This is a genomic window from Sphingomonas sp. (assembly GCF_035758555.1).
Classification (GTDB): Bacteria; Pseudomonadota; Alphaproteobacteria; order Sphingomonadales; family Sphingomonadaceae; genus Sphingomonas_B.
On record NZ_DASTXI010000209.1, the window covers coordinates 1 to 13,974 of the forward strand.

The following is a 13,974-nucleotide window of genomic DNA, read 5'->3' on the forward strand; positions in this document are numbered from 1 at the left end:
CATCGAGGGTCCTTAAAAACTGTCCGGTTAAAACGAAAAGGGCGCGGCGAAGCCGCCGCGTCCTGCGTCGGGCGCACATAGCGATGTGGGGGGATGGGGTCAACCGGCCTTCGCTCCTCCCCTCCCCTCCCCTCCCTGCAGGGAGGGTTGGGAATGGGTGTTGCGCTCGGCCTTGCGGCCGATACCCACCCCTGACCCCTCCCTTGCAGGGAGGGGAATCGCATCAGTCCGGCATGCTCAACCGCTCGAACCGTCCCAGATGATGATCGACGGACCCAAACTGCCCCTCGATCATCGTCGCGCGTTTGAAATAGTGGCCGATCGCGAGCTCGTCGGTGATGCCGATGCCGCCATGGGTCTGGATCGCGTTCTGGCCCACGAATTTCAGGCCCTTGCCGATTTTTGCCTTGGCCTGACTGACCGCGGCCATGCGCTCGGGCGCAGGGAGGTCGAGCTTCAGCGTTGCCATCAGCGTCATCGACGCGGCCTGCTCGACCTCCATGAACATGTCGACCATCCGGTGCTGGAGCACCTGAAATTCCGAGATGGGCCGTCCGAATTGCTTGCGCTGCCGGGCATAGTCCATCGTGCCGGCGTGCAGGCGCCGCATGACGCCGGTGGCTTCGGCGCAGATGGCGGCCGTCGCTTCGTCGACAACCTGCTCGACCAGCGGCAAGGCACCGCCTTCGCTGCCCACAAGCGCGTCGCCGGGCAGGCTGCAATTCTCGAAATAGATTTCGGAGGCGCGGAAGCCATCGACGGTCGGATAATCGCGGCGGACGATGCCGGGCCGGTTCGCCTCGATCAGGAACAGCGAGACGCCATCCGGATCGCGCTGGCTGCCGCCGGTGCGGGCAGTGACGAGCAGGTGCGTTGCCCAGGGGGCGGCATAGACGACTGCCTTGTGGCCGTTCAGCACCCAGCCGGCGCCATCCTTCTTTGCCGCGGTGCGCAGGTTGTGGAGCTCGTAGCGGCTCTGCGGCTCGGCATAAGCGAAAGCGATAATCGCGTCGCCGCCGATGATTTGTGTGATCAGCGCCTCGGCCTGAGCGCCGCCTGTTGCCTTCAGCGCGCCGCCGCCGATCACGACCGTCTGCAGATAGGGCTCGATCGCGATCGCCTCGCCCAGCTGCTCCATCACGATCATGTTCTCGACCGCGCCGCCGCCGAGGCCGCCCTGATCTTCCGCGAAGGGCGCGCCGAGAATGCCGAGCTCGGTCGCGAGCGCCCGCCAGATGCCGGGGTCGCGCCCGGCATCGGACGCGACCATCTTGCGGCGGGTTTCGAAGTCATAGGTGTCGGCCAGGAAGCGCGCGAGTGTGTCGCGCAGCATTTCCTGGGTTTCGTTGTAGGTGAAGTTCATTGTTCGTACCCCTCCGCCGTCATTCCGGCGAAGGCCGGAATCCAGCTTTTCTTCCCCGCTGCTTCAAAGGCAGCTGGACCCCGGCTTTCGCCGGGGTGACGAAAAAGATTAAAGTCCCAGCACCATCTTCGCGATGATGTTGCGCTGAATCTCGTTGGAGCCGCCATAGATGCTGGTCTTGCGGCCGTTGAAATAGGTCGGCGCGGCGCGGTGGGCATAGTCCGGACCGATCGGGTGCTCGTTGTCCCCTTCTCCGAAGCCGCGGAAATAGGGGGCGCCGTAATGGCCGACCGCCTCCAGCGCGAGCTCGGTGATGCGCTGCTGGATCTCAGTGCCCTTGATCTTCAACAGCGACGATTCCGGGCCCGGGCCGCGGCCCGACGCTTCGGAGGCGAGCGTGCGCAGCTCGGTATATTCGAGTGCGGTCAGGTCGATCTCCAGCTCGGCGATCTTGCGCTTGAAGAAGGGGTTGGCGATCAGCGGCCTGTCGCCGTCCACCTCGCTGCGGGCGATCGTCTTGATCCGCTCGACGCCGCGCTTCGACCGCGCCACGCCGGCAATGCCGGTGCGCTCGTGCGCGAGCAGGAATTTGGCGCAGGTCCAGCCCTTGTTCTCTTCATAGATGCGCTGGTCGACGGGGACGCGGACGTCCTCCAGCCAGACCTCGTTCACCTCATGCTCGCCGCCCAAGGTGATGATCGGGCGGACGGTCACGCCGGGCGACTTCATGTCCAGCAGCAGGAAGCTGATCCCTTCCTGCGGCTTCGAATCCGGATCGGTGCGGACGAGGAAGAAGCCCCAGTCGGCATGCTGGGCCAGGGTCGTCCAGGTCTTCTGGCCGTTGACGATGTAATGGTCTCCATCGCGCACAGCCTTCGTTCGCAAACTTGCGAGATCGGAGCCGGCGCCGGGTTCCGAATAGCCCTGGCACCACCAGTCCTCGCCCGACAGGATGCGCGGCAAAAAGCGCGCTTTCTGCTCCGGCGTGCCGAAGGTGTAGATGACGGGTCCGACCATGTTGATGCCGAACGGCACGATCGGCAGCGTGTCGGCGCGGGCAAGCTCTTCGGACCAGATGAAGCGCTGCGTCGTCGTCCAGCCGGGGCCGCCATATTCCTTCGGCCAGGCCGGCGCGACCCAGCCCTTCTTCGCGAGCACGCGGTGCCAGCTGAGGAAATCCTCCTTGCCGAGCTCTTCGCCTTCGTCCTGCTTGCCGCGCAGCGCCGCGGGATAATTCTCGGCGATGAAGGCGCGCGCTTCCTCGCGGAACGCCAGATCCTCGGGGCTGAATTCCAGGTCCATCGACACCTCTCCTTTGGGCGAAGGTTAGGCGCGGTTTACGTTAACGGCAAGCGGGCCGCAGCTGCCGCTACGGCATTCTAGAAGCGCGGCGGCTCGGCGTCGGGATCAGGTTCTTCCGGCGGCAATCGGCGCGATTCGGACGGGGGCGACGGCATGTCGCTCGGCTCAGCGGAAAGGGTGATCCCCTCCCCGTCCGCGGACACGCCGAACTCGACCGGGCCGACATCGATGCTGCCGTTGAGGCCGTTCTCGTCGAGCTGGATCACCGGCTCCGGATCTTCCTCCACCGGTTCGGGCGCGCGGATCGCGGCGCCGGGGATCGCGTGGCTCATGAAGTCGCGCCAGACGCGCGCAGGGACGCCGCCGCCGGCAAGGCCGGGGATCGGCGCATTGTCGTCCCGGCCGACCCAGACGCCGACGACCAGGTCGCCGGCAAAGCCGACGAAGATCGCGTCGCGCGCATCCTGCGTGGTGCCGGTCTTGCCATAGGCGTCGACCGCAAGCTGCGCATTGCGGCCGGTGCCGCGCTCTACGGTGGCCGAGAGCAGGTCGAGCAGCATCGCACGCTCGCGCGAGCCGAGGCGTTTCGGGCGATTCCACAGCGTCGCGATCCAGCCCTGCTGTTCCCTGGGCAGGCCATAGGCGCGCACAGGCAGGTTGTTGCCGGCGACAGCGGCATAGGCGGAGGTCAGCTCAAGCAAGGTCACGCCGGACGTGCCGAGCGCGATGCTGGGGGTGTCGGCAAGCGGGCTGGTGATGCCGAGGTCGTGCGCCGCCTGGATCACCGCCTTGCGCCCGACCTGGTCGGTCAGCCGCACCGCCGCGACGTTGCTTGACCGGGCGAAGGCGCGGCGCAGCGGAATCTCGCCGAGATAGCGGCCGTCGCTGTTGGTCGGCGACCAGCCGTCGATCGTGACCGGCTTGTCGAGCACCAGCGAATCGGGGGTCATGCCGGCCCGGATCGCGGCCAGATAGACGAACAGCTTGAAGGTCGAGCCGGGCTGGCGCTCTGCCTGGGTGACCCGGTTGAACGCGCTGTCCTTGTAGCTGCGGCCGCCGACCATTGCGACCACGCGCCCATCCGGCCGCATCGCGACCAGCGCCATCTGCGCGCCGCGGATCGCGCCCCGTCGCACCGCGGCCTCGGCAAGCTTCTGCAGCCGCATGTCGAGCGTGGTCCGGATTTCCTGCCGCTCATAGACCGCGCCCGCCTGGTCCCGCGCGGCGGGCATCACCCAATCGGCGAAATAGGTGCCGGTCGGCATGTCCGGCTCGTCACGTACCTTGAGGCGGACTCGCGGCTGGCTGCGCGCCTGTTTCTGCGTGATGAAACCGGCGTCCGCCATCGCCTGCAACACAACCCTGCCCCGCGCCCGCGCGCCGGAGAGGTTGTGGGTGGGCGCGAGCCGCGACGGCGCCTTGACCAGCCCGGCCAGCATCGCTGCCTGGCCGATCGTCAGATCCTCCGGCTCGCGGCTGAAATAATGGCGGGCGGCGGCGCGGATGCCGTAGACATTGTCGCCGAAATAGACGGCCGAGAGGTAGCGTTCGAGGATCTCCTGCTTGGTCAGCCAGGCCTCGAGCCAGAAGGCGATCAGCGCTTCGCGCCCCTTGCGGCCGAAGCTGCGGTCGTTCGACAGGAACACGCCCTTGGCGAGCTGCTGCGTGATCGTGCTGCCGCCCTCGCGCACGCCGCCCGCGAGCAGATTGTGCCAGGCGGCGCGGGCGATGCCGATCGGGTCGATGCCCCAATGGCGGTAATAGCGCCGGTCCTCGATCGCGATGAACGCCTGCGGGACATGGGCCGGCAGCTCCGACAGGTGCACGGGAGGCGCCACAAGCGCGCCGCGGCGGGCGATCGGCGTGCCGTCGTCGGAAACCAGGGTGATGCTGGGCGGCGCGATCGGCTGGAGCGAGCGCGACAGGGGCGCGGTGATCGCCAGCCAGCCGACCAGCAGCATGAACAGCGCGACGATCCCGGCGGCGACGTAGCGCTTCCTGATCCAGCGCCGGCGCTTCGGCGGCGCTTCGGCTTCGGGCGGCAGCGGCCCGAGCTCGGGCAGAGGCTCGAGCGTTTCCAGCCGGTCGTCCCAATCGTCGTCGTACCGCATGCGCCCGTCAGTCACAGGAGAATCCTGTCGTGTCTTATGGCGCTACTACAGTGAATGGCGGCTGACGGGAAGCTTCTTATCCCCTCCTTCCCAGGAAGGGGGAAGGTCAGCCGACGATTTCTTCCGGCTTGAAGAAATAGGCGATCTCGATCGCGGCGTTCTCGTCCGAGTCCGAGCCGTGCACCGAGTTGGCCTCGATCGATTCGGCGAGTTCCTTGCGGATCGTGCCGGGCCCGGCATTGGCGGGGTTGGTCGCGCCCATGATGTCGCGGTTGCGCTGCACGGCGTTCTCGCCTTCCAGCACCTGCACGACAACCGGGCCGGAGATCATGAACGAGACCAGGTCGTTGAAGAAGGGCCGCTCCTTGTGGACGGCGTAAAAGCCTTCGGCCTGCTCCTTCGACATGCGGATGCGCTTGGACGCGACGACGCGGAGGCCCGCATCCTCCAGCATCTTGGTGACCGCGCCGGTCAGGTTGCGGCGGGTGGCATCGGGCTTGATGATCGAAAAGGTGCGGTTCGCGGCCATCGCCGTGGGCTCCGTATCTTTGGCTGTGGGAAAGTGCGCGCTCCCCTAGAGATCGCGGCCCGCAAACTCAAGCCGTTCGTATCGAGCGAAGTCGAGATACGCTTCTCGACTTCGCTCGAAGCGAACGGAGATCAGGATCAGCCCTCGTAATTGTCCGCGATGAAGCGGTCGAGGAGGCGGACGCCGTAGCCGGTGGCGCCTTTTTCCCAGGTGGTGCCGGGCTTGGCCGCCCAGACCATGCCGGCGATGTCGAGGTGTGCCCAGCGCACGCCGTCCTCGACGAAACGCTGCAGGAATTGCGCGGCGGTGATCGAGCCGGCCTCGCGCGGGCCGATATTCTTCATGTCGGCGATCTGGCTTTCGAGCAGCTTGTTGTAGGCGTCGCCCAACGGCATCCGCCAGAGCTTGTCGCCCGTTTCGCGGCCCGCGGCGAGCAGCTGATCGGCAAGAGCGTCGTCATTCGCGAACATGCCGCCATGTTCGTGGCCCAGGCTGATCACCATCGCGCCGGTCAGCGTGGCGAGATCGACGATCGTCTTCGGCCGATGGTTGCGCTGCACCCAGGTGAGCGCGTCGGACAGGACCAGCCGGCCTTCGGCATCGGTGTTCAGCACCTCGACCGTCTGGCCCGACATGGTGGTGACGATGTCGCCGGGGCGCTGGGCATTGCCGTCGGGCATGTTCTCGACGAGCCCGCAGACGCCGACCACGTGCGCCTTCGCCTTGCGCCCGGCAAGCGCCTTCATCGCGCCCGCGACGGCGCCGGCGCCGCCCATATCCCACTTCATGTCTTCCATGCCGGGCGGCGGCTTCAGCGAGATGCCGCCGGTATCGAAGGTGACGCCCTTGCCGACGAAAGCGACCGGCTCCTTCTGTGCGCCGCCGGTGCCGTCCCAGCGCATGACGAGCAGCTGGCCCTCGCGCGTCGAGCCCTGGCTGACGCCCAGCAGCGCGCCCATGCCGAGGTTGCGCATCTGCTCTTCGCCCAGCACCGTGATCTCGACGCCCAGATCGGCGAGGTGGCGGCAGCGTTCGACGAAGCTTTCGGGATAGAGGATGTTCGGCGGCAGCGAGACGAGCTCGCGGGTCAGCGCGACGCCGTCGACGACGGCGCGCTCCCGCTCCCAGCTGCTACCGTTGACGCCGACGATCACGAACTCCTTCAGCGTCGGCTGCTGCTTGGGCGGCAGCTTGGTGCGGTAGGTGTCGATCCGCCAGGCGCGCAGCGCCGCGGCGGTGGCGAGCCGCGTCGCCGCCTCGGGCGAGGCATTGGCGCCGCTCAGGTCGACGACAAGCGTCTCGGTACCGGAGGTGAGCAGCCGGGCGACGAGGGCGCCCCCGGCCTTTTCATAATCGGCAGGCTCGCCCTTGCCGGTGCCGACGATCAGCAGGCGGCGGGTGGCGCCGCCGTCCTGCACGAACAGCTCCACCAGCGATCCGGCCTCGCCGTCGAACCGCGCCGCCCGCATCGCGTCGCGCGCCAGGCCGGCCTGATCGCCGGGCAGCCCCGCGACCTCGCCATTCTGGGGGGCGACCAGCGCCAGGTCATAGGAGCCCTGGGGGCGAGCGTCGGCGAAACGAACCTGCATCGAGACTTCCTGTCTGTGAACGCGTGTGCCTCGCCTCTAAGCTTCCGGGCGCGGCCTGCAACCCCCGGAACGATTTGCAGCCGGCGGGCTTGAGTGCGATAGGCGCCGCACAATCAGGCCAGACGGCGCGACATTTCAGGGTGGTTCGGGGTAGGCGTGGACGCGAAGCGGTTGATCTGGCTGGCAAGTGCGGCCTGGTGCTGGTCCGCCGGCGCGCAGGCGCAGGATCTGCAGAACCGTCCTGTCGCCCCGCCGCCGCCCCAGGCGAACCCCTCCCCTGCCCCCGCCGATGAACAGGTCGTCGATTTTTCGGCCGACTCGCTCGAATATCTGAACGAGACGGACACCGTGGTCGCCACCGGCGACGTGCGTATGTTCCGCGAAGGCAACCGGCTGCGCGCCGACAAGGTGACCTGGAACCGCCGGACCGGCGAAGTGCGCGCGGAAGGCGATGTCGCGGTGACGAACCCCGGCGGCGATGTCGCCTATGGCGACTCGGTGCAGCTGACCGACACGCTGCGCGACGGCGTCGTCGACAACCTGCTGGTGGTGCTGCAGAGCGGCGGCCGGCTGGCGGCATCCCGAGGCACCCGTCAAGGCAGTGTCTACACGCTGGAGGACGCGGCCTACACCGCCTGCTCGGTCGTGGATTCGGACGGCTGCCCGAAGCAGCCGAGCTGGAAGATCACCGCCGTCCGCGTGATCTACGATACGCAAAAGCAGCGCGTCTTCTACAAGGGTGCGCGGCTGCATCTGTTCGGGCTGTCGCTGCTGCCGCTGCCGCTGCTGTCCAACCCGACCGGGAACCAGGGCGGGACCGGCATACTGGTGCCGGACGTGCAGTTCAGCCGCGTCAACGGGCTCGAGCTCAGCGTCCCCTATTACGTCAAGATCGCGCCCAATCGCGACCTGACGATCACGCCGCACATCTACAGCGACGTGCTGCCGGCAATCGAGGCGCAATACCGCGCGCTGACCGGCAATGGCGCCTATCAGGTCCGCGGTATCGTCACCGAAAGCCGCAAGCTGCCGGCTGAGCTCAATCCGGGCGCGGATGCGTCCGACCGCGATATCCGCGGCTATCTGGACGCGAGCGGCCGGTTCCAGCTCGATCCCAAATGGAACATCAGCGGATCGCTGCGGGTCACCACCGACCGCACCTTCCTGCGCCGCTACGACATCTCGCGCGACGACCGGCTGCGCTCGACCGTCCGGGCGGAACGGATCGATACAGACAGCTATTTCTCGCTGACCGGCTGGGCGACGCAGACGCTGCGCATCAACGATCCGCAGGGCCAGCAGCCGATCGCACTGCCGGAACTCGATTATCGCCGCCGGTTCGACGATCCGCTGCTCGGCGGTCGAGTCGAGCTGCAGCTGAACACGCTGGCGATCGGCCGCACCGACGGGCAGGACACGCAGCGCGCCTTCGCCAGCTTCAAATGGGATCTGCGCCGGCTGACGCCGTGGGGCCAGGAAGTGACCTTCACAGCCTTCGGGCGCGGCGACGTCTACCACAGCGACGAGAATCTGCTGTCGCCGACGCTGATCTATCGCGGCAATCCGGGCTGGGAGAGCCGGGCGATCGGTGCGCTGGCGGTCGATGTGCGCTGGCCGCTGATCGGCCAGGTCGGCAAGAGCGGCATCCAGCGGATCACGCCGCGCGTGCAGCTGGTCGCGACGCCGCCGATCCGCAATCTCGACATTCCCAACGAGGATGCCCGCGCGATCGAGCTGGAGGACAGCAACCTGTTCGCGCTGAACCGCTTCCCCGGCTACGACCGGTTCGAGGACGGGGCGCGCATCACTTATGGCGTCGATTATGCGCTGACGCTGCCGGGCATCAGCGTCGACGCGAATATCGGCCAGAGCTATCGCCTGTCCGACCGCCCTGCCCTGTTCCCCGACGGCGTCGGGCTGACCGACAAATTGTCCGACATCGTCGGCCGCACGACGGTGCGCTTCCGCGACTTCGTATCGCTGACCCATCGCTACCGGCTCGACAAGGACAACCTCGCCGTCCGCCGGAACGAGATCGACGCGACGATCGGATCGCGGCAGACCTATGTGCTGCTCGGCTACCTGCGGTTGAATCGCGACATCGACACCTCGATCGAAGACCTGCGCGACCGCGAGGAAATCCGCCTTGGCGGGCGCGTGCAGATCGGGCGCTTCTGGTCCGCGTTCGGGTCCGCGATCGTCGACCTGACCGACCGGCAGGAAGATCCGTTCTCGACCGCGGACGGATACCAGCCGATCCGGCACCGGCTCGGCATCGCCTATGAGGACGATTGCCTGGAACTGGGCGTCACCTGGCGTCGCGATTATCAGGACACCGGCGATGCGCGACGCGGCAATACTTTCCTGCTGAGGCTTTCATTCAAGAACCTGGGCCGCTAAGCCCCCGTTCAGCCGCTCTAGCAGAGAATGCAGCTTATCCCTTTCAGATGATCGGAATGGTCTCGAACGTGACGATTTCCAAGCTACGCCCGACCAAATGGGCGCTGTTGCCGCTGGCGGCGATCGCCTGCGCCGCGATTGCGCAGACGGATCAGGACGAAACCCAGGCGCCATCGAACGGCCTCAACATCCCCGCCGACGTGGTCGTGTTCGGCAAGAACGATCCGTCGATCCGCAAGCCGACCGCGATCGTGAACGGCGACATCATCACCCGCACCGACGTCGAGCAGCGCCTCGCGCTGATCGTACAGGCGAGCGGCGGCAACATTCCGGCGGAAGAAATGGAGCGGCTGCGCAGGCAGGTGCTGCGCAACCTGATCGACGAAGCGCTGGAGATCCAGGAAGCCGAAGGCAACAAGATCGAGATCACGCAGCAGCAGATCGACGAGAGCTTCGCCCGCGTGGCGCGCAACTTCAAGCGCTCACCCGAGGAAATGGCGGCCTATCTGGACAAGATCGGATCGTCGGCCGCTTCGCTGAAGCGCCAAATCCACGGCGAGCTTGCCTGGAACCGTCTGTTGCAGCGGCGCATCCAACCGTTCGTCAACGTGTCGCAGGAAGAAGTGCAGGGCATCGTCGACCGGCTGGAAGCGTCGAAAGGCGCGAACGAGGCGAGAGTCGGCGAGATCTTCCTGGCATCGACGCCCGAGACGGCCGAAGCGACAATCGAGAATGCCCGTAAGATCATGGACGCGATCAAGCAGGGCGCATCGTTCGTCGCCTATGCCCGGCAATATTCGCAGGCATCGACCGCGGCGGTCGGCGGCGACCTGGGCTGGGTGAGGCCGGAGCAGTTGCCCGATGCACTTGCCAACGAAGTTCGGACCATGTCGGTCGGGCAGATGGCCGGCCCGATTCCGGTGCCTGGCGGCGTTTCGATCCTGTACATGATCGACAAGCGCCAGATCCTGACCGCCGATCCGCGCGACGCCGTACTGGCGCTCCGGCAGCTCTCGATCACCTTTCCGCCAGGCACCACGCAGGAACAGGCGACCGAGAAGGCTACGCAATTCGCTGCCGCCACGCGGACCATCGCCGGCTGCGGGTCGGCGCAGAAGGTCGCCGATCAGGTCGGCGCGGAGATGGTCGACAACGACCAGATCAAGGTTCGGGACCTGCCGGTGCAGTTGCAGGACATGATGCTGGGCCTGCAGGTCGGCCAGGCGAGTCCGCCGTTCGGATCGGTGAAGGAGGGCGTGCGGGTGCTGGTCGTATGCGGCCGCGACGATCCGCAGCAGACGCAGGGGCCGAACGCCGATACGATCATGGCGCAGCTGGAAGAGCAGCGAGTCAACATGCGGGCGCAGCGTTACCTTCGCGACCTGCGCCGGGACGCGGTGGTTGACTATCGCTGAGCCCTGGGCCGAAGCGCCGCTCGCACTGGCGCTGGGCGATCCGGCGGGGATCGGCCCCGAAATCGCGGTCAAGGCCTGGCGCGCACGGGCGGCAGAAGAGCTGCCGCCCTTCTTCGCCGTCGGCGATATCCGTTCGGTGGACGCGGTCTGGTCCGGCCCGGTCGAGCGCATCGCGGCGCCGGCCGAGGCGCTGGACGTGTTCGATCGCGCGCTGCCTTTGCTGTCGGTCGAGGATGGCGGCGAGATCGCGCCGGGCGAACCGAACCTGGAAGGCGCACGCTGCTCGCTCGATTCGCTGGAGGTCGCGACCGGCCTGACCCGGTCGGGCGCGGCGGCAGCGCTGGTCACCGGCCCCGTTTCCAAGGCGCAGCTCTACGCGATCGGCTTCAGCCATCCGGGCCAGACCGAGTTCGTTGCCGAACGTTGCGGCATCGCGCCCAATAATGTGGTGATGATGCTGGCTGGCCCCGGCCTGCGCGTCGTGCCGGTTACCACGCACATGCCGCTCAAACAGGTGTTCGAAAATCTCTCGGTCGAGGTGATCGTTGCCAAGGCGCGGACCACAGCGCGCGGGCTGCAGCGCAATTTCGGCATCGCCAATCCGCGGCTCGCCTTTGCCGGCATCAACCCGCATGCCGGCGAAGGCGGTGCGCTGGGCACCGAGGAAATCGAGTTCATCGCGCCGGCGATCGCGCTGCTGCGCGAGGAAGGAATCGACGCGGTCGGGCCGCTGGCCGCGGACACCATGTTCCATGCGCGTGCGCGCGCCGCTTACGACGCGGCGATCTGCCTGTATCACGATCAGGCGCTGATCCCGCTCAAGACGCTGCATTTCGACGACGGCGTAAACGTGACGCTGGGCCTGCCGATCGTGCGGACATCGCCCGACCACGGCACCGCCTTTGCTATCGCAGGAAAGGACCGCGCGCATCCCGGCGCGACGATCGCCGCGATCCGGCTTGCCGCCGAAGCAGTGGTGCGGCGCAAGGCGGAGTGCTGCGCGGCTTGAGCCCTCTTCCCCCTCTACGGGAAGTGATCGCACGGCACGGGCTCAGCGCCAGCAAGGCGCTGGGACAGAATTTCCTGTTCGACGAGCAATTGCTGGACCGGATCGCACGTGTGCCGGGGTCTCTGGACGGCGAACGGGTACTGGAGGTGGGGCCCGGCCCCGGCGGCCTCACGCGCGCCCTGCTGCGCGCCGGTGCCGAGGTGGTCGCGGTCGAGCGCGACGCGCGCTGCCTCCCTGCGCTCGCCGAGCTGGCCGACTGGGCGCCGGGCCGGCTGCGCGTGATCGAAGGCGACGCGCTGAAGATCGACGCCGAGCTCGAGTTGGGCGGCAGCGGCCATATCGTCGCCAACCTGCCCTATAATGTCGGCACCGCGTTGCTGGTCGGCTGGCTGACGAGCGAGGCGTGGCCGCCCTGGTGGAAATCGCTGGCGCTGATGTTCCAGAAGGAAGTCGCCGAACGGATCGTCGCCGCGCCGGGAACCGAGCATTACGGCCGGCTCGCGGTGCTGGCGCAGTGGCGGTCGACGGCGCGGATCGCGATGAACGTGCACCGCTCCGCCTTCACCCCGCCGCCCAAGGTGATGAGCGCAGTGGTGCATATCGTGCCGGCCGAGGCGCCCGGCGGTGTGCGGGTCGCGACGCTGGAAAGGCTGACTGCGGCAGCCTTCGGGCAAAGGCGGAAAATGCTGCGGCAGAGCCTGAAAGGCGTGGCGGGCGCAGCCGAAGCGATGGAACGGCTGCGGATCGATCCGACGCGGCGCGCGGAGACGGTGAGCGTTGCAGAATGGGTCGATCTGGCGCGGGAGTTGGGTCTGACTGCAGGCTAAACGGACTTGAAGAGCGTCGATCAACGATGCTCCCTGAGCAGCCGTGATTGTTCGCGTTTCCAGTCGCGTTCCTTGATCGTCTCGCGCTTGTCGTGCGCCTTCTTGCCTTTGGCGAGGGCGAGCTCGACCTTCGCGCGGCCCTTGCCGTTGAAGTAGATCGACAGCGGCACGAGCGTCATGCCCTCGCGGGCGACGGCCCCGTGCATCCGGGCGATCTCGCGCTCCTTCAGCAGCAGCTTGCGCGGACGCTTGGGCTCGTGATTGAAGCGGTTGCCGTGGCTGAATTCGGGCACGTTCGAGTTGACCAGCCAGACCTCGTCGTTCTTCACCTCGGCATAGCTTTCCGCGATCGACCCTTCGCCGAAACGCAGCGACTTCACCTCGGTGCCGGTCAACACGATGCCGGCCTCGAACACCTGGTCGATGAAATAGTCGAACCGCGCGCGCCGGTTCTCGGCGACGATCTTCTTCTTGTCGAACTCGGTAGGACGGGGACGGGCCAAGTCAGATCAATCCTGCATGCGCGAGCGCCGCATCCACCGCGCGGCGGCTGGCGTCCGACGGCGGCGTCATCGGCAGGCGGAGTTCGGCCGACCATTCGGGCCTGAGCTTGTTCAGCGCGTATTTCGCGGGGCCCGGCGAGGCGTCGCTGAACAGGGCGGCGTGGAGCGGATAGAGACGGTCCTGCAGCTCCAGCGCCTTTGCCCAATCGCCGGCAAGACACGCGTTCTGAAAGTCGGCGCAGAGACGCGGCGCGACATTGGCCGTCACCGAAATGCAGCCGACGCCGCCCATCGCCATGAAGCCGAGCGCCATGTCGTCATTGCCCGAGATCTGGACGAAATCCTCTCCGCAGGCGAGGCGCTGCGCCGAGACGCGGGCGACGTTGCCGGTCGCGTCCTTCACGCCGACGATCGACGGAATCTTCGCCAGCCGCGCCATTGTGTCGACCGTCATATCCGTGACCGTGCGACCGGGTACGTTGTAGAGGATGATCGGCAAATCGCACGCATCGGCCAGGGCCGCGAAATGGGCGTAGAGTCCTTCCTGGTTCGGCCGGTTGTAATAGGGCATCACGACCAGCGCGGCCGCCGCGCCGGCTTTTTGCGAATGCGCCATGTGGCGCGCCGCGGTCGCTGTGTCGTTCGATCCGCAGCCGGCGATCACCGGCACGCGGCCGCCCGCCGCCTCGATGCAGAGATCGATCACGCGATAATGCTCGTCGAAGCTCAAGGTCGCCGATTCGCCGGTCGTGCCGCACGGAACGAGCGCGTGACTGCCCTCGCGCACCTGCCAATCGACGAACGCCTTGTATCCGGCCTCATCGATCGATCCATCGCGAAAAAGGGTCACCAGAGCCGGAATCGAGCCGGAAAACATAGATTTGCTCCTTCACGCGAGTCGCCGCGTCAGGCATTGTCGAAGACCA

11 protein-coding genes are annotated in these 13,974 nt (G+C 67.0%); 4 read left to right on the forward strand and 7 right to left on the reverse strand.

Annotated elements, in window-relative coordinates; genetic code table 11:
• Positions 1–223: 223 nt before the first annotated feature.
• From VFT73_RS12460 to VFT73_RS12480, 5 genes are all read right to left on the reverse strand, one after another.
• Positions 224–1,363, reverse strand: coding sequence for an acyl-CoA dehydrogenase family protein (locus VFT73_RS12460; RefSeq protein ID WP_326411582.1), 1,140 nt, complete (start codon positions 1,361–1,363; stop codon positions 224–226).
• A gap of 108 nt (positions 1,364–1,471) precedes the next feature.
• Entirely contained in the window at positions 1,472–2,665 is a 1,194-nt protein-coding gene (locus VFT73_RS12465) for an acyl-CoA dehydrogenase family protein (RefSeq protein ID WP_326411584.1), read from the reverse strand.
• A 77-nt stretch (positions 2,666–2,742) separates the two neighbouring features.
• Positions 2,743–4,776: a PBP1A family penicillin-binding protein gene (locus VFT73_RS12470; RefSeq protein ID WP_326411602.1), complete on the reverse strand. Its 2,034-nt coding sequence runs from the start codon at positions 4,774–4,776 to the stop codon at positions 2,743–2,745.
• Positions 4,777–4,882: 106 nt separating this feature from the next.
• Entirely contained in the window at positions 4,883–5,305 is a 423-nt protein-coding gene (gene ndk / locus VFT73_RS12475) for a nucleoside-diphosphate kinase (RefSeq protein ID WP_326411586.1), read from the reverse strand.
• A gap of 137 nt (positions 5,306–5,442) precedes the next feature.
• Positions 5,443–6,894 carry a leucyl aminopeptidase gene (locus tag VFT73_RS12480; protein ID WP_326411588.1) on the reverse strand — a complete coding sequence of 484 codons (1,452 nt, stop codon included), beginning with the start codon at positions 6,892–6,894 and terminating at the stop codon, positions 5,443–5,445.
• Between the two features lie 156 nt (positions 6,895–7,050).
• Between VFT73_RS12480 and VFT73_RS12485 the strand changes: the two genes are divergently transcribed.
• The 4 genes from VFT73_RS12485 to rsmA are packed head-to-tail and all read left to right on the forward strand — an operon-like array spanning position 7,051 to position 12,545.
• Positions 7,051–9,294: an LPS-assembly protein LptD gene (locus tag VFT73_RS12485; RefSeq protein WP_326411590.1), complete on the forward strand. Its 2,244-nt coding sequence runs from the start codon at positions 7,051–7,053 to the stop codon at positions 9,292–9,294.
• A gap of 47 nt (positions 9,295–9,341) precedes the next feature.
• Positions 9,342–10,709, forward strand: a complete 1,368-nt coding sequence (locus VFT73_RS12490; RefSeq protein WP_326411592.1) for a peptidylprolyl isomerase — start codon at positions 9,342–9,344, stop codon at positions 10,707–10,709.
• The gene (gene pdxA / locus VFT73_RS12495; protein ID WP_326411594.1) at positions 10,696–11,718 is read left to right on the forward strand and encodes a 4-hydroxythreonine-4-phosphate dehydrogenase PdxA; all 1,023 of its coding nucleotides are present in this window, start codon (positions 10,696–10,698) and stop codon (positions 11,716–11,718) included. The genes VFT73_RS12490 and pdxA overlap by 14 nt, the downstream gene beginning before the upstream one ends.
• Positions 11,715–12,545 carry a 16S rRNA (adenine(1518)-N(6)/adenine(1519)-N(6))-dimethyltransferase RsmA gene (gene rsmA / locus VFT73_RS12500; protein WP_326411596.1) on the forward strand — a complete coding sequence of 277 codons (831 nt, stop codon included), beginning with the start codon at positions 11,715–11,717 and terminating at the stop codon, positions 12,543–12,545. Before pdxA ends, rsmA begins: the two co-directional genes overlap by 4 nt.
• Positions 12,546–12,565: 20 nt before the next feature.
• Here rsmA and smpB read toward each other — a convergent pair whose 3' ends face one another.
• Both smpB and dapA read right to left on the reverse strand, forming a co-directional pair.
• On the reverse strand, positions 12,566–13,048 hold the full coding sequence (gene smpB / locus VFT73_RS12505) for an SsrA-binding protein SmpB (protein WP_326411598.1): 483 nt from the start codon (positions 13,046–13,048) through the stop codon (positions 12,566–12,568).
• Position 13,049: 1 nt separating this feature from the next.
• Positions 13,050–13,925: a 4-hydroxy-tetrahydrodipicolinate synthase gene (dapA, locus tag VFT73_RS12510; RefSeq protein WP_326411600.1), complete on the reverse strand. Its 876-nt coding sequence runs from the start codon at positions 13,923–13,925 to the stop codon at positions 13,050–13,052.
• Positions 13,926–13,974 lie beyond the last annotated feature (49 nt).